The following is a 20,416-nucleotide window of genomic DNA, read 5'->3' as shown; positions in this document are numbered from 1 at the left end:
AGGGGGCGCCCGATGAGGGTTCTGCTGCTCGGCGCCAACGGATACCTCGGCCGCTACGTGGCCGATCGTCTGCTCGCCGACCCGGCGGTGCAGCTCACCGCCCTCGGCCGCGGCGACGACGCCGACGTGCGCTTCGACCTCGCCTCCGGCAGCCCCGGAGCGCTCACCCGCTTCATGGACGCGGTGCACCCCGGGGTCGTCGTCAACTGCGCCGGCGCCACCCGGGCCGCGGCCCGGGACCTGGTGCGGCACAACACCGTCGCCACCGCCACCGTCTGCGAGGCGATGCGCCGCAGCGCGTGCAGCGCGCGGCTCGTCCAGATCGGCTGCGCGGCCGAGTACGGGCCCTCGCAGCCCGGCTCGTCCACCGCCGAGGACGCGATCCCGCGCCCCGGCGGCCCGTACGGCGTCAGCAAGCTCGCCGCGACCGAACTCGTCCTCGGGTCCGACCTGGACGCGATCGTGCTGCGGGTGTTCTCGCCCGTCGGCCCCGGCACGCCCGCCGGCTCGCCGCTGGGCCGGCTCGCGGAGGCGATGCGGCGCGCGATGCAGTCCGGCGACGGCGAGCTCAAGCTCAGCGGGCTCGCCGTGCAGCGCGACTTCGTCGACGTGCGGGACGTGGCCCGCGCGGTGCACGCGGCCTCGCTGTCCGCCGCGCAGGGCGTGGTCAACATCGGCACCGGCCGTGCGGTCAAGCTGCGCGACGCGGCGGCCGTGCTCGCCCGGGTGGCGGGCTTCACCGGCAACCTGCACGAGCTGGACGCCCCGCCGACCGGCCCCTCGGGCCGGCCGCTGATCGGCAGCCCGCGCACCGAGAACGGCCTCGTGGACCACCTCGCCGGCGGCGGCCCGCAGGGTCCCGCCAACCCGCCGCCGTACCCCGACGGGTGCGGGATCTGGCAGCAGGCCGACGTGCGCACCGCGAGGGACCGGCTCGGCTGGCGGCCGCGGATCGGCCTGGAGGAGTCCCTCGCGGACATCTGGATGGAGGCGGCATGCCGCATCTGACCCGGTGGAAGCGCCAGCAGGCCGTGCAGCGGGTCGCCGAGGAGGGCCGGCTCCTGATCGGCGCCCCCGGCTACGCGCACCCGCTGCTCGCCCCGGCCGAGTGGGCCGAGCTCGGCCGCCCCGCCACCCCGCTGGACTGGGCGGTCCTCAACGTCGCCGACGGGCCCGGGGTGCGCCCCGACCCGCAGTGCCTGGCGGCGGCCGCCCGGCTGCGCGACGCCGGCCGCCGGGTGCTCGGACACCTGGACCTGGTCTACGGGTCCCGGCCGCTCGGCGAGCTGATCACGGAGGCGGCCCGCTACCTGGAGTGGTACCGGGTCGACGGCTTCTACCTGGACCGGGCGCCCATCGGCCGCGAGTCGCTGCCCGGCGTCCGAACCGCCACCACCGCGCTCGGCACGCTGCGCGAGCGCACCCGCCTCGTCCTCGCCCACGGCACCCAGCCGCACGCCGACTATGCCGAACTCGCCGACCAGCTGGTGACGTTCGACGGCCCCTGGGCGCAGTACCGGTGGTCGCAGGTGGCGGAGTGGACGGCGGACCACCCGCCGGAGCGGTTCTGCCACCTGGTCCACGGGGTGCCCCGGCCGCACCTCGACGAGGCGCTGCGGGTGGCCCGCTGGCAGGGGGCGGGGACGGTGTTCCTCACCGACCACGCGGACCGCTCCGCGCACGGGCTGGTGAACCCCTATGGGACGCTGCCCGGCTACTGGGACGAAATCGTCTCGCGTATCGGACCGGCCGTCTCGGAATGAGAAGGGGCGTGGCAGTGTTACGGGTAGAACGACCGTACCAAGACACTCACGATCTACGGAGTCCCCGTGTCGCTGCCACCCCTGGTAGAGCCAGCCGCTGAGCTCACCGTCGACGAGGTCCGCCGGTACTCCCGCCACCTGATCATCCCGGACGTCGGGATGGACGGGCAGAAGCGGCTGAAGAACGCGCGCGTGCTCGCCGTCGGCGCGGGCGGCCTCGGTTCGCCCGCCCTGATGTACCTCGCCGCCGCCGGCGTCGGCACCCTGGGCATCGTGGAGTTCGACGAGGTCGACGAGTCGAACCTCCAGCGGCAGATCATCCACAGCCAGTCCGACATCGGGCGTTCGAAGGCCGAGTCCGCGAAGGACTCGGTCCTCGGCATCAACCCGTACGTGAACGTCGTTCTCCACGAGGAGCGCCTCGAGGCGGAGAACGTCATGGAGATCTTCTCCCAGTACGACCTGATCGTCGACGGCACCGACAACTTCGCGACCCGCTACCTGGTCAACGACGCGTGCGTGCTGCTGAACAAGCCGTACGTCTGGGGCTCGATCTACCGGTTCGACGGCCAGGCGTCCGTCTTCTGGTCCGAGCACGGCCCCTGCTACCGCTGCCTGTACCCCGAGCCGCCGCCGCCGGGCATGGTCCCCTCCTGCGCCGAGGGCGGGGTCCTTGGCGTGCTGTGCGCGTCCATCGGCTCCATCCAGGTCACCGAGGCCATCAAGCTGCTCGCCGGCGTGGGCGACCCGCTGGTCGGCCGGCTGATGATCTACGACGCCCTGGAGATGCAGTACCGCCAGGTCAAGGTCCGCAAGGACCCCGAGTGCGCGGTCTGCGGCGAGAACCCCACCGTCACCGAGCTCATCGACTACGAGGCGTTCTGCGGCGTCGTGTCGGAGGAGGCCCAGGAGGCGGCCGCCGGTTCGACGATCACTCCCAAGCAGCTCAAGGAGTGGATCGACGGCGACGAGAAGATCGAGATCATCGACGTCCGCGAGCCGAACGAGTACGAGATCGTCTCGATCCCCGGCGCGAAGCTGATCCCCAAGAACGAGTTCCTCATGGGGACCGCTCTGGAGTCGCTGCCGCAGGACCGCAAGATCGTCCTGCACTGCAAGACGGGTGTCCGGTCGGCCGAGGTCCTCGCGGTCCTCAAGTCGGCGGGCTTCTCGGACGCGGTGCACGTGGGCGGCGGCGTGATCGGGTGGGTCAACCAGATCGAGCCGTCGAAGCCGGTGTACTAGGACACTGCGTTACCTGGGCAACTTCTTGTAGGCGAAGGGGCCGACCCGCTGCGGGGCGGCCCCTTCCGCGTTCCCCGGGAACCGGCTCAGCCGGTTCCCGGCGTGCTCACGACTCGCACGTCGTGCCGTCCTCGGGCGTCTTCCCGTCCAGGAAGTACGCGTCGATCGCCGCCGTCGCACAGGTCGCGCTGCCGTACGCGCCGTGCCCCTCGCCCTTGTTGGTGAGCAGCACGCCGACGCCCTTGCCGAGCTCGTCGGCCATCTTCCGGGCGCCCTCGTAGGGGGTGGCCGGGTCGCCGGTGGTGCCGACGACCAGGATCGGGGCGGACCCCTCCGCGGAGACGTCGGCGTCCTGGTGCTCGCCCTCCACCGGCCAGTCGGCGCACCAGCCGGCCACGTCCCAGCCCAGGAACTCACCGAAGACCGGGGACGTCTTCCGGAACTCCCCGAGCCGCGCCTCGGCCTCCTCGGGGGTGGGGCGCTGCTTGTCGTCGGCGCAGGAGATCGCCCGCTGGGAGTGCGACTGGGTGCTGTACTTCCCCGACGAGTCGCGCTCGTTGTACGCGTCGGCCAGCTGGATCAGGCCGGAGCCGTCTCCGGCCTCCGCCTGCCGCAGGGCGGCGGTGAGGGAGGGCCAGCTGCTCTGGCTGTAGAGCGGCAGGACGATCCCGGTCAGGGCGAGCGAGTCGTTGAGCCGCCGGCCGTCGGTGGTCCGCAGCGGCTTCTCGTCGATGCGCTCCAGGAGGTCGACGATCTCCTGGGTGCCCTTCTTCGGGTCCTTGCCGTTCGCCTTGAGGTAGTTGTCCAGGGCCCGCTGGAAGCCGAGCGTCTGGTTGAGCGCGTGGTCGAAGGTGTCGGCGGTCGGGTCGACGACCGCGTCCAGGGTGATCCGTCCGACGTTCTGCGGGAAGAGGTGCGCGTAGGTGCCGCCCAGCTCGGTGCCGTAGCTCATCCCGAAGTAGTGCATCTTCTCGTCGCCGAGCAGATGCCGGATCAGGTCCATGTCGCGGGCGGTGTTCGTCGTGGTGAGGTGCGGCAGGAGCGTGCCGGCGCCCTTCTCGCAGCCCTTGCCGAAGGCGGTGGCGTCGGCGAAGTAGGCCTTCTCCTCGGCCGGGGTGTCCGGGGTCAGGTCGACCGAGGCCGCCTTCTCCATCTCGGCGTCGGACCGGCAGCGCACCCCGTCGCTCTTCGCCACCCCGCGCGGGTCGAAGCTCACCAGGTCGTAGCGCTCCGCCAGCTTCCCGTACTGGGAGGCCGCCCGGGGGAGGATCTCGACCCCGGAGCCGCCGGGGCCGCCGAAGTTGAACAGCAGCGAGCCGATCGGCTTCTTCGCTGCGGACTCCTTGCGGATCAGCGCGATATTCATCGTCTCGCCGTCCGGCTTCCGGTAGTCGACCGGCACCGTGACGTCGGCGCACGTCCAGCCCTGGGGCTCGCACGACGACCACTTGACGCGCTGTCCGGTCAGCGCCTCGGGCAGCGCGTCGCCCTGGGGGGTGCCGGGGGTGGCCGAGGACTTCTCCGTCGCCCCCGAGGACCCCGCTCGCGGCCCGGAGTCCTCGGACGGCTCGGAGTCGCAGGCGGTGGCGGTCAGCAGCAGCGACGCGGCGAGCAGCGCTCCGGCGCGTGTCACACGGGACATACGTGCATCCTCCCCAAGGGTGTGGCCATGGTAGTGCCCTGCCCTGCGGACGGCCCGGCACGCGTCCGGCGGCTCACGAGCAGACGGTGCCGGCCTTCGGGACCTTCCCGTCGAGCAGGTAGTCCTCCACCGCGCCGTCCACGCAGGAACTGCCCGACGCGTAGGCGCCGTGGCCCTCGCCGCGGTAGGTGATCTGCACGCCGACGTCCTCGCCGAGCGCCTCGGCCATCCGGCGCGCGCCCGCGTAGGGGGTGGCCGGGTCGCCGGTGTTGCCGACGACGAGGACCGGGGCCGCGCCCGGCGCGCTGACGTCGGGGCGGTCGGCCGCCCCGGGCACCGCCCAGTCCTGGCAGCCGATCAGCGACCAGGCGAGGTAGTCGCCGAAGACGGGGGAGGCCTTGCGGAACGCCGGCAGGTTCTCCTCCACGTCCCCCACGGTGGGACGGGCCTTGTCGTCGGCGCAGTTGATCGCGGTGTTGGCGGCGGCGAGGTTGCTGTAGCCGCCGTCGGGGCGGCGGCCGTCCAGGGAGTCGGCCAGCGCGAGCAGGGTGGTTCCCTGGCCGTCGTAGGCCTCCTCCAGGCCCTGCGTGAGGTACGGCCAGAAGTCCTTGGAGTACAGCGCCTGGGCGATGCCGCCGGTGGCTGCGGTCTGGGTGAGCACCCGGCCGCCGGAGCCGGGCAGCGGCTTCGCGTCGAGGTCGTCGAGGAGGGCGGTGATGCGGCGCTGGACGTCCTGCTCGGAGTCGCCGACCGGGCAGTCGTCCTCCTGGGTGACGCAGTCGCGCGCGTAGTTGTCCAGGGCGAGCTGGAAGCCCTTCGCCTGGCCGAGCGTCCCCTGGAGGAGGTCCTCGGTGGGGTCCACGACGGCGTCGAAGACCGCGCGGCCGACTTTTCCGGGGAACAGGTGCGCGTAGACCCCGCCGAGTTCGGTGCCGTAGCTGACGCCGAAGTAGTACAGCTTGTCGTCGCCGAGGTTGCGGCGCAGCAGGTCCATATCGCGGGCGGCGTCGGTGGTGGCGACGTGCGGGAGGACGGTCCCGGAGTTCTTCTCGCAGGCGGCGTTGAAGTCCTTCGTGCCCTTGAGGAGGGCGTCGCGCTCCTTCTGGTCGTCGGGCGTGCCGTCGTCCTCCTGGGAGGCGCGGTTCAGCTGCTCGTCGTCGAAGCAGAGGACGGGGTCGCTCCGGCCCACTCCACGCGGGTCGAAGCTCACCAGGTCGTAGCGCTTGCGGAGGTTCGCGTAGTCCTCGGCGAACGCGGGGAGGGTGGCGACGCCGGAGCCGCCCGGGCCGCCGAAGTTGAAGACGAGGGAGCCGATCCGGCCGCTGGCCCGGGAGGCCTTGGCGCGGATGAGCGCCAGGTCGATGAGGTCGCCGTCAGGCTCGTCGTGGTCCAGGGGGACCTTCAGGGTCGCGCACTGCCACTTCTGGCCGCCGGGAAGGGCGGGCGGGGGCGAGCCGCCGCCCTGGGCGGCGTCCGGGGCCTCGCAGTCGTTCCACGCCAGTTGCTGGGCGGCGAGGTCGGCCGGGCGGTCTCCGCCGTCGTCCTCCCTGCCGCCGGCCTTGTCGTCCCCGCCGCCGCAGCCCGTCAGGGGCAGGGTGAGCAGCAGGGCGGCGGAGAGGGCTCTGACGTGCGACGGCTTCGGCATGTCAGCCATCCTGCGGCGGGCCGGGGCGGTGCGCACGGCCGGTCGGGCATCCAGGGGTACGGGGGCGCCGTCCCTAGAGGGCGCCCTTGCGGGTGAGGTAGTTGAAGCAGAGCCAGCCGGGGAGGACGGGGAGCCAGAGGGTCATGACGCGGTAGAGGAGCACCGCGGGGGTGGCCACCTCCGCGGGCAGGCCCATGAACACCAGACCGGCGAAGAGCGCGGTCTCGACCGCGCCGACACCGCCCGGGGTCGGGGCCGCGGACCCCAGCGCGTTGCCCGCCAGGAAGACGACCGCGATGCTCGCGTAGCTGATGTCCACGTTCGGCCCCGCGAAGGCGCGGACCGACGCGTCGAGGCACAGGACGAAGAGGATCGTCAGCAGCAGCATGCCGCTGATGCCGGTGAGTACCCGCTGCGGGCGCTGCAGGACGTCGAGCATTCGTGGGATCACCCCCGCGAACAGCGAACGCACGCGGGTGGAGACGAACTTCCGGAGGAAAGGGATCGCGGTGACGACCAGCACGAGGACGGCGACGGTGAGCAGACCCGCGATGACCGTCCGGGAGGGCGAACCGAAACTCGGTGTCTTCTCGGTGCCGGTGATGTAGCCGAAGCCCAGCAGCAGCGCGATGTGGCAGGCGAGGCCGAAGAGCTGGGACGCACCGACACTCGCCACGGCGAGGCCCGGTCGTACGCCGGAGCGCTGCAGGAAGCGGGTGTTCAGGGCCACACCGCCGACCGCGGCCGGCGCGACGATCTTCACGAAGGACCCGGCGACCTGTGCCACGACCGTGCGCCAGAAGCCGACGCGTTCGGGAACGAAGCCGAGGAGGCTCATGGCCGCGGCGATGTAGCTGAGCGCCGAGAAGGCGAGGGCTGCGGCGACCCATCCCCAGCTCGCCTCGTTCACGACGGTGTCCCAGTTGGGCACGCCGCTGATCTGGACGAACAGCAGGTACAGGGCGATCGATCCCGCGATCAGGCTGACCAGGGTGCGCGGTCTGATGCGTTCCAGCCGGACCGGCTCGATCGGCGCCTGGGGGCGGATCAGGAGCACCTGGGCGCGGATCTGCGTCAGCAGGTCCTCCTCACGCGCCTGCTCCAACGCGTCCTCTATGGACTGCTTCTCCGCCTGCTTCTCGGCCCGCTGTACCTTCCGCCCCGCCACGGGCGCGTCGGGGCCCTGCTCGGCGGACTTCGCCTGCCGGGCGGCCGCCGCGGCCTCCAGGACCGCCTCCCGCTCCCGTGCGGCCCGCTCGCGGGCGAGCTGCCGGAGGGTGGCCCGGGTGGAGCGGCTGAGCGCCACCGGTTGCAGCAGCGGCAGGCACTCGGCGACCTTGTCCGGGCCGAGCACCTCGACCGCGACGGCGACCGAGCGCTCGGCGCCGACCCGTAGCCCGAGCGTGGTGAGCAGCTGGGCGATGTCCATCCGCAGGACGAGGTCGCCGGCGGCGATCTCCCCGCTGCTGAGGTCGGTGAGCACGACCCTGCCGGAACGATCCACCAGGATCGCGTGCCCGGTGAGCCGCCGGTGCGCGATCCGCCGCGACTGCAGGGCGCGCACCTGGCGCCAGGCGCTGCGCATCAGGTCGTCGGTCAGCTCGTCCTCGGACAGCTCGTCCAGGGAGCGGCCGCCGATGTGCTCGTAGACGAGCATGACGGCGTCGGGGCCGAGCTCCGAGGTGGCGATCAGCTTGGGGGCGTTCGCGCCGGCGGCGATGGCCGCGTAGGCGAGCAGCGCCTCCTGTTCGAGGGCCTGGCGCAGCGACTGCAGGCTGCGGCTGGTGCCGATGCTGCGCAGGGTGACCCGCCGCCAGAGCCGGTAGAAGTAGCCGTGCGCCTGCTGCTCGCGGTCGACGACGGTCACGTCGAGCGGAGGGCCGTCCTCCAGGGTGACGAAGTAGCGCCGGCCGCGGTCGTGCATGTCCGCGTGCCGGCCGCTCGGGGTCGGGGAGGAGCCGGCGGGGTCGTCCTCGGCGGTCTCCTCCGCCAGGTGGTCCTCCGCGCGCATCGCGGACACCGGGCGGAAACCGACGTGCCTCAGGCGCGCGAGCAGCGACTGGCCGGTGGGCCGCACATTGGGCGAGCCGACGGCGTAGAGCGTGCCGTAGGCGACCGACCAGCCGATCAGGACCGTCAGCACGATCGCGAACGGGGTCGTGTAGGCGCCGACGAGCATCGCGAAGGCGTCGAGCAGCAGGACCATCCACAGCGCGACCCGCCACCGGGGTCTGCGGGCCATGCCGACGGCCGTCATGTAGGCGATGACGGGGGCGAGGTAGCCGTGCACGGGGTCGGAGAGGCCGCCGCCGGTGAGCGGGGTGGTCAGGGCGTCCCGTACCTGGTCGGAGGCCGCCTTGGAGACCCACAGGTCGGCGGCGAGCGTCACCCCGTGGGCCAGGACGGCCGCCAGGACGCCGTCCGCGATCCGCAGCCCGTCGCGCTTGATCAGCCGCTCGATCGCGAAGACGACCGGCACCAGGAGGACGGCGATGCTGGAGACCAGGCCGGCGATCTTGATCAGCAGGTCGGGGGCCTGCGCGGTCTGCTTGTTGATGTCGTTCTCGAGGCCCGAGGTGGTCCCCAGGGCGAACGTCGCGACGAAGATCAGGAGCGCGATGCCGAGCAGCCCGATCAGGAACCGCACCAGGTCGGAGGGGCGGTGCACGCGCGCGGAGAGCAGCGGTTCGTCGCGGTCGAAGTGTTCGAGGCCGATGGTGTCGGCGGCGGTGCTGCCGCCGCGCGCGGTGTCCTCGGACGTGTCCGGTGCGCCCTCGGACGTGTCCGGTGTGTCCTTCGCCACGGCCCCGCCGCCCGCGCCGTTGTCCGGGTGGGCGCCCGAGGCGTCCGGGCGCGACTGCGGGGCAGGGGTGCCCTCGGCCTTCTCAGGCTGCACGTCCTGCTCTTCCGTCGTGTCTTTGCGTTCTCGTATCACCAGTCACCGCCCGCACGATGGTGGCACGTCCCGCCCGTGCCGGGCAGCAGCAGGGTGCGTGCCGCGGGGGTGTACCGCGCGGAGGGCGCTCTTCCGGATGTGCGGCCGCTCCGGCGAGCGCTCCCGAGGAGGCCCGGTGCGGCAGGATGGGCGGGATGGAGCAGGGCTACGGGCGGGACGGCGGACGCGGCGGCGACGACGCGCGGGAGCGGCGTGAGGCGTACGCCGAGCGCGTCCTGGAGGTCGCCGAGCTGATCCCGCCGGGCCGCGTCATGACCTACGGCGACGTCGCCGAGTGGTTGGAGGAGGGCGGCCCGCGCCAGGTCGGCCGGGTGATGGCCCTGCACGGCGGCGGGGTGCCGTGGTGGCGCGTGGTGGGGGCCGACGGGAAGCTGCTGCCCGGCGGCGAGCTGCGCGCCCTGGACGCGTACCGCGCGGAGGGGACGCCGCTCAAGGAGGCCTCCCGGGCCGCCGAGGGCGACCTGCCGCGCCTCGACATGCGCAGGGCGCGGTGGGACGGCGCCTCGGGTGCGGCCCGTACCTGACGCTCTCGGCCCGTGCGCGACCCCTCGGAGGCGCGCACGGGGACCACCGGGACGCGCGGGACTCCGGTCGACCTGGGGGACCGCCTGCGTCCCACGCGTCGACTGGCGTAGCGTCGTCATGGTTCCGCACCGCACATCCGATCCCGCACCGAGCACCGACCAGGACCGGCGATCCACGTGAGTTCCTCCCTCTCCACCCGGCACGCGCCGCACGCCGCTTCCGTGCCGCCCCGGGGCTCGGGCGCGTACCGTCTTGTCCGTACCCCGCCGGGTCCGGCGGACCCCCCTCGTCCGGACGCACATCAGACCGCCGTGGTTGACCACACCGGCGGTCCGCTGCTCGTCCTGGCCGGCCCGGGGACGGGCAAGACGACGACGCTGGTGGAGTCGGTGGCGCGGCGGGTGGAGTGGGGCGCCGACCCCGCCCGCACCCTGGTCCTCACGTTCAGCCGCAAGGCGGCCGTCGAGCTGCGCGACCGGATGGCCGTCCGGCTCGGCGGGGCGCACGGCCCGCAGGCGACCACGTTCCACTCGTTCTGCTACGCGCTGGTCCGCGCCCACCAGGACGCCGAGCTGTTCGTGGAGCCGCTACGGCTGATGTCGGGCCCCGAGCAGGACGTCGTCGTGCGCGAGCTGCTCGCCGGGCAGGCCCGGGACGCGGCCGCCCGGCGCGCGGCGGTGCGCTGGCCGGACGAGCTGCGCGCCTGCCTGACCACCCGCGGCTTCGCCGACGAGGTCCGCGCGGTGCTCGCCCGCAGCCGTGAGCTGGGGCTCGGCCCGGAGGCCCTGGGCGCGTTCGCCCGCCGCACCGGGCGCCCCGACTGGGGGGCGGCCGCCGGCTTCCTCGCCGAGTACCTCGACGTCCTCGACATCCGCGGGGTGCTCGACTACGCGGAACTCGTCCACCGCGCGGTGCTGCTCGCCCGGCTGCCCGAGGTCGCCGAGGCCCTGAGCGCCCGCTACGACGCCGTGTACGTCGACGAGTACCAGGACACCGATCCGGCCCAGGTGCGGCTCCTGCAGGCGCTCGCGGGCGGCGGGCGCACCCTCGTCGCGTTCGGCGACCCCGACCAGTCGATCTACGCCTTCCGCGGCGCCGACGTGAACGGCATCCTCGACTTCCCCGAAACCTTCCCCCGCGCGGACGGCCGGCCCGCCCCGCTCGCCGTCCTCGGCGTCTCCCGGCGCTCCGGCGCCGACCTGCTCGCGGCCACCCGGCTGCTCACCCGACGGATGCCGCTCACCCGGCTGCCCGCCGACGCCGTCCGCGCCCACCGCGAGCTGACCCCCACCCGCGACGGCGGCCGGGTCGAGGCGTACACCTACCCCACGGCCGGCACGGAGCTGGACAACATCGCCGACCTGCTGCGCCGCGCGCACCTGGAGGACGGCGTCCCCTGGAGCGAGATGGCGGTCCTCGTCCGCGCGGGCGGCCGGTCCATCCCGGCCGTCCGCCGGGCGCTGACCTCGGCGGGCGTGCCCCTGGAGATCGACGGCAACGACCTGCCGCTGCGCCACGAGCCCGCCGTCGCCCCCCTGCTCACCGCGCTCCGGGCGGTCGCGACGGCCGCCCTGGGGGATCTCCAGGAGCGCGATGCGGTGGACGAGGTCCAGGAGGGCGATGCGGAAAACGCGCTCCTGGAGGACGACGCGGCGGGCGCGTTCCAGGAGGGCGACGCGGCGGACGCGCTCCTGGAGGGCGGTTCGGCGGGCGCGTTCCAAGAGGGCGATCCGGCGGGCGACCCGGGGCCCGTGGCGCCGTCCTGGCTCTCCACCGAGACCGCCATAGACCTGCTGTCCTCACCGCTCGGCGGCATGGACGCCGCCGACCTGCGCAAGCTCGGCCGCGCCCTGCGCGACGAGGAACGCGCGGCCGGCAGCCGCGTCCCGCCGCCGTCCGACGAACTCCTCGCGCGGGCCCTCGCCGAGCCCGAGCGCCTCGCCCTCCACGAGACGTCGTACGCGCGCGGCGCCCAGCGCCTGGGGGCCCTGCTCGCGAAGGCGCGCGGACTGCTCGCGGGCGGCGGCACCGCGGAGGAGGCCCTCTGGGAGCTGTGGCAGGGCACCACCTGGCCCGGCCGCCTGGAGCGCTCCGCCCGGCGCGGCGGCGCGGCGGGCCGCAATGCCGACCGCGACCTGGACGCCGTGTGCGCGCTGTTCGCGACGGCCGCCCGGGCGGAGGAGCGCTCCGGCGGCCGGGGCGCGCTGAACTTCCTGGACGAGCTGGACGCCGAGGACATCGCCGCCGACACCCTCGCCGGGCGTGCCGTGCGGCCCGAGGCCGTCCGGCTGATGACCGCGCACCGCTCCAAGGGGCTCGAATGGCGGCTCGTCGTCGTGGCCGGCCTCCAGGAGGGCCTCTGGCCCGACCTGCGGCGGCGCGGCTCGCTCTTGGAGGCCGACCGGATCGGCCGCGACGGACTCGCCGAGCCGCTCGGCCCCGGCGCGCTGCTCGCCGAGGAGCGCCGGCTGTTCTACGTGGCCGCCACCCGGGCCCGCGAGCGGCTGGTCGTCACCGCGGTCAAGGCGCCCGCCGACGACGGCGACCAGCCCTCCCGATTCCTGACCGAGCTGGGCGTCGAGCCCAAGGACGTCACCGGCCGCCCCCGCCGCCCGCTGGCGGTCTCCGCGCTGGTCGCCGAGCTCCGGGCCACCACCGTCGACCCCCGGGCCTCCGACGCGCTGCGGGAGGCCGCCGCGCTCCGGCTCGCCCGGCTCGCGGCCCTGCGGGACGACGAGGGGCTCACCCTGGTGCCCGCCGCCCACCCCGACCGCTGGTGGGGGCTGGAGGAGCCCACGCACAGCGCCGTCCCGCTGCGGGACCGCACCAAGCCGGTCGCGCTCTCCGGCAGCGCCCTCGACCAGCTCGCCAACACGTGCGCCCTGCAGTGGTTCCTCGGCCGCGAGGTCAAGGCGGACACCCCCGCGACCGCCGCCCAGGGGTTCGGCAACGTCGTCCACGTGCTCGCCGACGAGGTCGCCTCCGGCAAGACGCCCGCCGACCTCGACGTGCTGATGGAGCGCCTGGACTCGGTCTGGGACGGGCTCGCCTTCGACGCCCCCTGGAAGTCCGCCCAGGAGAAGGAGAACGCCCGCACGGCCCTGGAGCGCTTCCTGCGCTGGCACGTCATGGACCGCGGCGCCCGCACCCCGGTCGCCACCGAGCACGACTTCGACGTGACGCTGGAGGCAGGCGACTACGAGGTGCGCGTCCGCGGCTCCATGGACCGCGTCGAGTCCGACGCCCAAGGGCGTGCCTATGTCGTCGACTTCAAGACCGGCAAGGCGGCGCCGACCGCCAAGGAGGTCGAACGGCACCCGCAGCTCGCCGTCTACCAGCTCGCCGTCCAGGAGGGGGCCGTCGACGACGTCTTCGGCGGCGAACGGCCGGAGGCCGCCGGTGCGGAGCTCGTCCAGCTCCGCCAGCCCGCGCCCAAGAAGGAGGGCGGAGAGACCTTGCCCAAGGTGCAGCGCCAGGAGTCGCTCACCGGGGAGTGGGTCGGCGACCTGCTGGCGACGGCGGCGGGCCGTGTCCTGGACGAGCGGTTCACCCCGAGCACCGGCACGCACTGCGGGCACTGCTCCTTCAGGGCCTCGTGCAGCGCGCAGCCGGAGGGGCAGCAGATCGTCGAGTGATCACGCCGTGTGCGGCAGATCACCTGTTCACAGCGCATCCATAGGTCCCGATCACGTGTCGTAAACGGCGGTTAAGGATCAGCTGTGAAAGAGGAACTGTGATGGCGTTCAACCGGAAGCTTCTCGTCACGACGGCGCTGTGCGCGTCCGCCGTGCTCGGCCTGTCGGCGTGCGGCGGCAGCGGCGACGAGGCGGCCGACCCGTTCAAGGACCTGACGCCGAAGCAGATCAGCGAGCGCGCGGAGAAGGCGACGAAGGCGGCGGACTCCCTGAAGGTCAAGGGCACCACCACCGAGGACGGCGAGAAGACCGACCTCACCTTCGCGGTGAGCAAGGCCGGTGACTGCGAGGGCACCATCGGCAGCAAGGGCGCCCAGGGGTCCGTCGTCTCCGTCGACGGTTCCATGTACATCAAGGGCGACGAGGCGTTCTGGAAGGCCGAGAACGAGCAGCAGGGCGGCGATGCCGCCGAGTCCGACGCGATGATCGAGATGCTCAAGGGCCGCTGGATGAAGGTGCCGAACGAGCAGGGGTCCAAGGAGGGCATGGCCGGCGCCTGCGACCTGGACGACATCCTCAAGGACACCGACAAGGGCGGCTCCGGGAAGATCACCCGGGGCGAGGACACCGAGGTCGACGGCGAGCCGGTCGCCACGCTGGTCAAGAAGGACGGCGAGGAGACCTCCACCGCCTACGTCGCCAAGGAGGGCAAGCCGTACCTCCTCAAGGTCGTCGTCAAGGGCGGCGACGAGCCCGGCGAGATGACCCTGAGCGACTACGACAAGCCGCTGGAGGTCAAGGCTCCGCCGGCCGACGAGACCGTCGACCTGCAGAAGCTGCTCATGGGCGAGGCCTCCGCGGCCTGATCCGCCGCCGGCCCCTCGCCGTGCACGGGTGCGGTCCGAGGGCGTCCGTGTGACCTCGGGGGCCACTGGTTGTCAGTGGTCCCCGTTAGCCTTTCCGGGGTGACCAGTCACCTCACGGACCCCGGGCAGCTCAAGGAGCTCCTGGGGATCCCCTTCACCCCGGAGCAGACGGCGTGCATCACCGCGCCGCCCGCCCCGCAGGTGATCGTGGCCGGCGCCGGGTCGGGGAAGACGACCGTGATGGCCGCCCGCGTCGTCTGGCTGGTCGGCACCGGGCAGGTCGCGCCCGAGCAGGTCCTGGGGCTGACGTTCACGAACAAGGCGGCCGGCGAGCTGGCCGAGCGCGTCCGCAAGGCGCTCGTCAGGGCCGGCGTCACCGACCCCGAGGTGATCGACCCGGCGAACCCGCCCGGCGAGCCCCGCATCTCGACCTACCACGCCTTCGCCGGTCAGCTCCTCACCGACCACGGCCTGCGCATCGGCCTCGAACCCAGCGCGCGGCTCCTCGCCGACGCCACCCGGTTCCAGCTCGCCGCCCGCGTCCTGCGCGAGGCCCCCGGCCCCTACCCGGCGCTCACCAAGTCCGTCGCCACCCTGGTCAGCGACGTCCTCGCGCTCGACGGGGAGCTCAGCGAGCACCTGGTGGACCCCGCCGCCCTGCGGACCTACGACCGGGCCCTGCTGCGCCGGCTCGAAGGGGCCCGGCTGTCCAACGCGGACCTGCGCAAGGTCCCCGAGGCCGCCGCCGCCCGCCTGGAACTGCTCGACCTGGTCACCCGCTACCGCGCGGCGAAGCGCGAGCGGGACCTGCTCGACTTCGGCGACCAGATCGCCCTGTCCGCCGAGCTCGCCCGCACCCGCCCCGAGGTCGGCGGCATCCTGCGCGACGAGTTCCGCGTCGTCCTGCTCGACGAGTACCAGGACACCTCCGTCGCCCAGCGCGTCCTGCTCGCCGGCCTCTTCGGGAACGGCACCGGCCACCCCGTCACGGCCGTCGGCGACCCCTGCCAGGCCATCTACGGCTGGCGCGGCGCCTCCGTCGCCAACCTCGACGACTTCCCCGAGCACTTCGCCGACGCCGAGGGCCGCCCCGCCGCCCGCCAGGCGCTCAGCGAGAACCGCCGCAGCGGCGGCCGCCTCCTGGACCTCGCCAACGGTCTGGCCACCCCGCTCCGCGCGATGCACGAGGGCGTCGAGGCCCTGCGCCCCGCCCCCGGCGCCGAGCGCGACGGCCTGGTGAAGTGCGCCCTGCTCGCCACCCACCAGGAGGAGATCGACCACATCGCGGACTCGATCGCGCACCTGGTACGCACCGGCAAGGAGCCAGGCGAGATCGCCGTGCTCTGCCGGACCGCGGGCGACTTCGCCGAGATCCAGGGCGCGCTCGTCGCCCGGGACGTGCCCGTGGAGGTCGTCGGACTCTCCGGTCTGCTGCACCTTCCCGAGATCGCCGACCTCGTCGCCGTCTGCGAGGTCCTCCAGGACCCCGGGGCGAACGCCTCGCTGGTCCGTCTCCTCGTCGGGCCGCGCTGGCGCATCGGCCCCCGCGACCTCGCCCTGCTGGGCCGCCGCGCCCGGCTCCTCGTGCACCGCGGAGGCGCGAGCGACGACCCCGACCAGCGGCTCGCCGACGCGGTCGAGGGCGTCGACCCGGCGGAGGTGATCTCCCTGGCCGACGCCCTGGACACCTTCCTCGACGCCGAGGGCGTCGGCGACGACGAGCTGCCGTTCTCCGCCGCCGCGCGGGTCCGGTTCGCCCGCCTCGCCACCGAACTCCGCGACCTGCGCCGCTCGCTCGCCGACCCGCTCATGGACGTGCTGCACCGGGTCCTGGCCGTCACCGGCCTGGAGGTCGAGCTCTCCGCGTCCCCGCACGCGCTCGCCGCCCGCCGCCGCGAGACGCTGTCCACCTTCCTGGACACCGCCGCCTCCTTCGCCGCACTCGACGGGCAGGTCTCCCTGCTCGCCTTCCTCGGCTTCCTGCGCACCGCTCGGGAGTACGAGAAGGGCCTCGACACCTCCCTCCCGGGCGGTGAGAACACCGTCAAGGTCCTCACCGCCCACAAGTCCAAGGGCCTGGAGTGGGACGTCGTCGCCGTCCCCGGGCTCGTCGCCGCCGGCTTCCCCAGTACCCGCGGGCGCGAGTCCTGGACCGCCCAGGGCCAGGTCCTGCCGCACGCCCTGCGCGGCGACGCGGCGACGCTCCCGGACGTCGACACCTGGGACCCGGGCGGCCTCAAGGCCTTCAAGGAGGACATGAGGGACCACCAGCACACCGAGGAGCTGCGCCTCGGGTACGTGACCTTCACCCGGCCGCGCTCGCTGCTCATCGGGACCGGGCACTGGTGGGGGCCCGCCCAGAAGCGCCCGCGCGGCCCGTCGGACTTCCTCCAGGCCCTGTACGACCACTGCGCCGCCGGCCACGGCGAGATCGAGGCCTGGGCGGACCCGCCGGAGGAGGACGCGGAGAACCCGGCCCTCCTCGGCGCGGCGGCCGACCACGCCTGGCCGCTCCCCCTGGACCCCGCCTCCACGGAGCGCCGCCGCGTCGCGGCCGCCACCGTCCGCGCCCACCTGGACGTGCTCGCCGCCGCGCCCGCCGGCGACCCCGCGTACGCCGAGGACCCCGACTGGCCCCCGCCGCCCGAGGACGACCCCTTCGACACGTACGAGGACGCGCCCTTCGACGACGAAGGGCCGTTCGCGGACGACGACGTGCTCGACGACCCGCTCGCCGGTTCGCTCGACGGCCCTCCTGGAGGCCTCTTCGAGGCCGACCCGTTCGAAAGCGACCCGTTCGACGGCGATGCCTCCCACGCCGGCCGGACGGGCGGCGGACCGGCAGCCGTAGGCCCCGCGGGCGGCCACCCGGCCGACGGCGACCACCGCCCCGCCGCCGCGATCCCCGCCCCCGCCCGACCGCACCCCTGGGACGACGCCCCCGCCGCCCCGCGTCCCGCCCTCACCCCCGAGGAGGCCCGCGCGGTCGACTCCTGGGACCGCGACCTCGACGCGCTCGCCGCCGAGCTGCGCCGCGCCCGCGCGGCCGTCAGGGACGTCCCCGTGCCGTCCTCGCTCACCGCCTCCCAGCTCCTGCGGCTCGCCGCCGACCCCGCCGGGTTCGCGCGCGAGCTGGCCCGGCCCATGCCCAAGCCCCCGCAGCCCGCCGCCCGCCGCGGCACCCGCTTCCACGCCTGGGTGGAGACCCGCTTCGGCGAGGCCCTCACGCTGCCGTTCCTCGCCCCGGACGACCTCCCCGGCACCGACGCCGAGATCGCCGACGAGCGCGACCTCGAAGCGCTGAAGGAGGCCTTCGAGCGCACCCCGTACGCGACCCGCACCCCGTACCGGATCGAGGAGCCCGTACAGATCACCCTCGCGGGACGGGTCATCAGGGGGCGGATCGACGCCGTCTACCGCGAACAGGGCCCCCAGGGGACGCGGTACGAGATCGTCGACTGGAAGACCGGCCACCAGCGCACCGCCGACCCGCTGCAGCTCGCCGTCTACCGGCTCGCCTGGGCCGAGCGGCAGGGCATCCCGCCCGAGGCGGTGTCCGCCGTCTTCCTGCACGTCCGCAGCGGCACCGTGATCCGCCCCACACCGCTGCCCGGCAGGCCCGAGCTGGAGCGGGTCCTGCTCCGGGAGCCGGGCGAGCGGGACCCCGCGGCCGGTTAGGCTCGACGGCATGAGCGAGACCCCGGACAGCGCCGTCCAGACCGTACGCGCGTACATCGACAGCCACCGCGAGGGCTTCCTCGCCGAGCTCGCCGACTGGCTGCGCATCCCGTCCGTCTCCGCGCAGCCGGAGCACGCCGGGGACGTACGGCGCAGCGCCGACTGGCTCGCCGCCACCCTCCGGCAGACCGGCTTCCCGGTCGCCGAGGTCTGGGAGACCGCGGGCGCCCCCGCCGTCTTCGCCGAGTGGCCCACGGACGACGCCGGGGCCCCCACCGTCCTGGTCTACGGCCACCACGACGTCCAGCCCGCCGCCCGCGAGGACGGCTGGCGCACCGACCCCTTCGAGCCGCACACCGAGGACGGCCGGCTGTACGCGCGAGGCGCGGCCGACGACAAGGGGCAGGTGTTCTTCCACACCCTGGGGGTGCGCGCGCACCTGGCCGCCACCGGTCGCACCGCCCCCGCCGTCCACCTCAAGCTGCTGATCGAGGGCGAGGAGGAGTCCGGTTCGCCGCACTTCCGGGCGCTGATCGAGGACCGCGCGGACCGGCTCGCGGCCGACGCCGTGCTCGTCTCCGACACCGGCATGTGGTCCGAGGACACCCCCACCGTCTGCACCGGGATGCGGGGCCTCGCCGAGTGCGAGATCACCCTGTACGGCCCCGACCAGGACATCCACTCCGGCGCGTTCGGCGGCGCGGTGCCCAACCCGGCCACCGCCGCCGCCCGCCTGGTCGCCGCCCTGCACGACGCCGACGAGCGGGTCGCGATCCCCGGCTTCTACGACGGCGTCGCCGACCTCGGCGACCACGAGCGCGCGCTCTTCGCCGAGCTGCCCTTCGACGAGTCCCGCTGGCTGGCGACCGCCCACTCGCACGCCGCCGCCGGGGAGGCCGGCTACAGCACCCTGGAGCGCGTCTGGGCCCGCCCCACCGCCGAGGTCAACGGCATCGGCGGCGGCTACCAGGGCCCCGGCAGCAAGACGATCGTGCCGGCCTCGGCGTTCCTCAAGCTCAGCTTCCGTCTGGTCGCGGGGCAGGACGCGGACCGCCTGGAGACGCTGGTCCGCGACTGGGCCGCGGTGCACGTCCCGCCGGGCATCCGCGCGGAGATCGTCTTCGGCGCCGCCACCCGCCCCTGCCTCACCCCGCTCGACCACCCCGCCCTGCGGGCCGTCACCCGCGCCATGGAGCGCGCCTTCGACCAGCGGATCCGCTACACCCGCGAGGGCGGAAGCGGTCCCGCGGCCGACCTCCAGGACGTGCTGAAGGCCCCGGTGCTCTTCCTGGGCATCAGCGTCCCCTCCGACGGCTGGCACGCACCGAACGAGAAGGTCGAGCTCGGGCTGCTCCTCAAGGGCGCCGAGGCCTCCGCCCATCTCTGGGACGAGCTGTCCGCCGCCCTCCGCTGACGTCCGACCACTCGACCGCACACCCCGTCCACCAGCACCAGGGGGAGTTGGAAGCACCCGTGACCACACTCGACGACGCCACCGCGGACCGTCCCATCGGTCTGACCGCCCCCAGCGGTCTCGACCGCGAGGCCCACCACCGCCTCGACGAGGCCTGGCTCGCGGCGGCCTGGAGCCACCCGTCGACCCGGGTCTTCGTGGTCTCCGGCGGCCAGGTCCTCATCGACGAGCCGGAGGGCGCCGACGGCCGCACCGTCCTGGTGACCACCCCGTCCTTCGAGGCGCCGGTCACCGAGCAGCACCGCTACTTCCTCGGCACCGACGAGGACGGCGTGCGCTGGTTCGCCCTCCAGAAGGACACCCTGCCCGGCCGCATCGACCAGTCCGCGCGCCCCGCCGGACTGCGCGAGGCGGGGCTGCTGCTCTCGCCGCGCGAGACCGCGCTCATGGTGCACGCCGTCGCCCTGGAGAACTGGCAGCGGCTGCACCGCTTCTGCTCCCGCTGCGGCGAGCGGACGGTCATCGCGGCCGCCGGCCACATCCGCCGCTGCCAGGCCTGCGGGGCGGAGCACTACCCGCGCACCGACCCGGCCGTGATCATGCTGGTCACCGACGAGCGGGACCGGGCGCTCCTCGGCCGCCAGGTGCACTGGCCCGAGGGCCGCTTCTCGACCCTCGCCGGGTTCGTCGAGCCGGGGGAGTCCATCGAGCAGTCGGTGCGCCGCGAGGTGTGGGAGGAGGCCGGTGTCACCGTCGGCGAGGTCTCCTACGTGGCCAGCCAGCCCTGGCCGTTCCCCTCCAGCCTCATGCTCGGCTTCTTCGCCCGCGCCACGTCGTCGGACATCACCGTCGACGGCGAGGAGATCGAGGAGGCCCGCTGGTTCTCCCGCGACGACCTGCGCGCGGCGATCGAGAGCGGCGAGATCCTGCCCCCGTCCGGCATCTCCATCGCAGCCCGCCTGGTCGAGCTCTGGTACGGCAAGCCGCTGCCCCGACCGGCGGCCTAGGCACACGCACAGGGCCCTCGGGCGCCGTCCTCGTAAGGGA

Annotated in this window: 12 protein-coding genes; 9 read left to right on the top strand and 3 right to left on the bottom strand. The window is 74.0% G+C overall.

Annotated features, from left to right (window positions below):
• Nucleotides 1–12: 12 nt before the first annotated feature.
• The 3 genes from ACFWEG_RS18395 (at nucleotide 13) to moeZ (ending at nucleotide 3,008) form a co-directional block, all read left to right on the top strand.
• Nucleotides 13–1,008 (top strand): NAD-dependent epimerase/dehydratase family protein, encoded by a 996-nt coding sequence (locus tag ACFWEG_RS18395; RefSeq protein ID WP_387216242.1) that lies wholly within the window; start codon nucleotides 13–15, stop codon nucleotides 1,006–1,008.
• Nucleotides 996–1,763: a spherulation-specific family 4 protein gene (locus ACFWEG_RS18390; protein WP_387216240.1), complete on the top strand. Its 768-nt coding sequence runs from the start codon at nucleotides 996–998 to the stop codon at nucleotides 1,761–1,763. The genes ACFWEG_RS18395 and ACFWEG_RS18390 overlap by 13 nt, the downstream gene beginning before the upstream one ends.
• A 66-nt stretch (nucleotides 1,764–1,829) precedes the next feature.
• On the top strand, nucleotides 1,830–3,008 hold the full coding sequence (moeZ, locus tag ACFWEG_RS18385) for an adenylyltransferase/sulfurtransferase MoeZ (RefSeq protein ID WP_387216238.1): 1,179 nt from the start codon (nucleotides 1,830–1,832) through the stop codon (nucleotides 3,006–3,008).
• A gap of 106 nt (nucleotides 3,009–3,114) precedes the next feature.
• Here the strand turns inward: moeZ and ACFWEG_RS18380 are convergent, their stop codons facing one another.
• From ACFWEG_RS18380 to ACFWEG_RS18370, 3 genes are all read right to left on the bottom strand, one after another.
• Nucleotides 3,115–4,650 (bottom strand): alpha/beta hydrolase, encoded by a 1,536-nt coding sequence (locus tag ACFWEG_RS18380; RefSeq protein WP_387216236.1) that lies wholly within the window; start codon nucleotides 4,648–4,650, stop codon nucleotides 3,115–3,117.
• A 73-nt stretch (nucleotides 4,651–4,723) separates the two neighbouring features.
• Nucleotides 4,724–6,295 (bottom strand): alpha/beta hydrolase, encoded by a 1,572-nt coding sequence (locus tag ACFWEG_RS18375; protein ID WP_387216234.1) that lies wholly within the window; start codon nucleotides 6,293–6,295, stop codon nucleotides 4,724–4,726.
• Nucleotides 6,296–6,368: 73 nt separating this feature from the next.
• Nucleotides 6,369–9,191: a flippase-like domain-containing protein gene (locus ACFWEG_RS18370; RefSeq protein ID WP_387216232.1), complete on the bottom strand. Its 2,823-nt coding sequence runs from the start codon at nucleotides 9,189–9,191 to the stop codon at nucleotides 6,369–6,371.
• 194 nt (nucleotides 9,192–9,385) lie between these two features.
• On the opposite strand from ACFWEG_RS18370, the gene ACFWEG_RS18365 reads away from it, so the two are divergent.
• The 6 genes from ACFWEG_RS18365 to nudC all read left to right on the top strand — a co-directional run bounded on the left by ACFWEG_RS18365 (nucleotide 9,386) and on the right by nudC (nucleotide 20,376).
• Nucleotides 9,386–9,775, top strand: coding sequence for an MGMT family protein (locus tag ACFWEG_RS18365; RefSeq protein WP_387216230.1), 390 nt, complete (start codon nucleotides 9,386–9,388; stop codon nucleotides 9,773–9,775).
• A 177-nt stretch (nucleotides 9,776–9,952) separates the two neighbouring features.
• Entirely contained in the window at nucleotides 9,953–13,411 is a 3,459-nt protein-coding gene (locus ACFWEG_RS18360; protein WP_387216228.1) for an ATP-dependent helicase, read from the top strand.
• A 101-nt stretch (nucleotides 13,412–13,512) separates the two neighbouring features.
• Nucleotides 13,513–14,277 carry a hypothetical protein gene (locus ACFWEG_RS18355; protein ID WP_387216226.1) on the top strand — a complete coding sequence of 255 codons (765 nt, stop codon included), beginning with the start codon at nucleotides 13,513–13,515 and terminating at the stop codon, nucleotides 14,275–14,277.
• 99 nt (nucleotides 14,278–14,376) lie between these two features.
• Nucleotides 14,377–17,955, top strand: a complete 3,579-nt coding sequence (locus ACFWEG_RS18350) for a UvrD-helicase domain-containing protein (RefSeq protein ID WP_387216224.1) — start codon at nucleotides 14,377–14,379, stop codon at nucleotides 17,953–17,955.
• 10 nt (nucleotides 17,956–17,965) lie between these two features.
• Nucleotides 17,966–19,369 carry a dipeptidase gene (locus ACFWEG_RS18345; RefSeq protein WP_387216222.1) on the top strand — a complete coding sequence of 468 codons (1,404 nt, stop codon included), beginning with the start codon at nucleotides 17,966–17,968 and terminating at the stop codon, nucleotides 19,367–19,369.
• Between the two features lie 59 nt (nucleotides 19,370–19,428).
• Nucleotides 19,429–20,376 (top strand): NAD(+) diphosphatase, encoded by a 948-nt coding sequence (nudC, locus tag ACFWEG_RS18340; RefSeq protein WP_387216220.1) that lies wholly within the window; start codon nucleotides 19,429–19,431, stop codon nucleotides 20,374–20,376.
• Nucleotides 20,377–20,416: the final 40 nt, after the last annotated feature.

The sequence above is a fragment of the Streptomyces sp. NPDC060194 genome (assembly GCF_042728285.1).
Taxonomy (GTDB): domain Bacteria; phylum Actinomycetota; class Actinomycetes; order Streptomycetales; family Streptomycetaceae; genus Streptomyces.
Note: the sequence above shows the minus strand (reverse complement) of the source record. Positions and strands in the feature narration are given on the sequence as shown.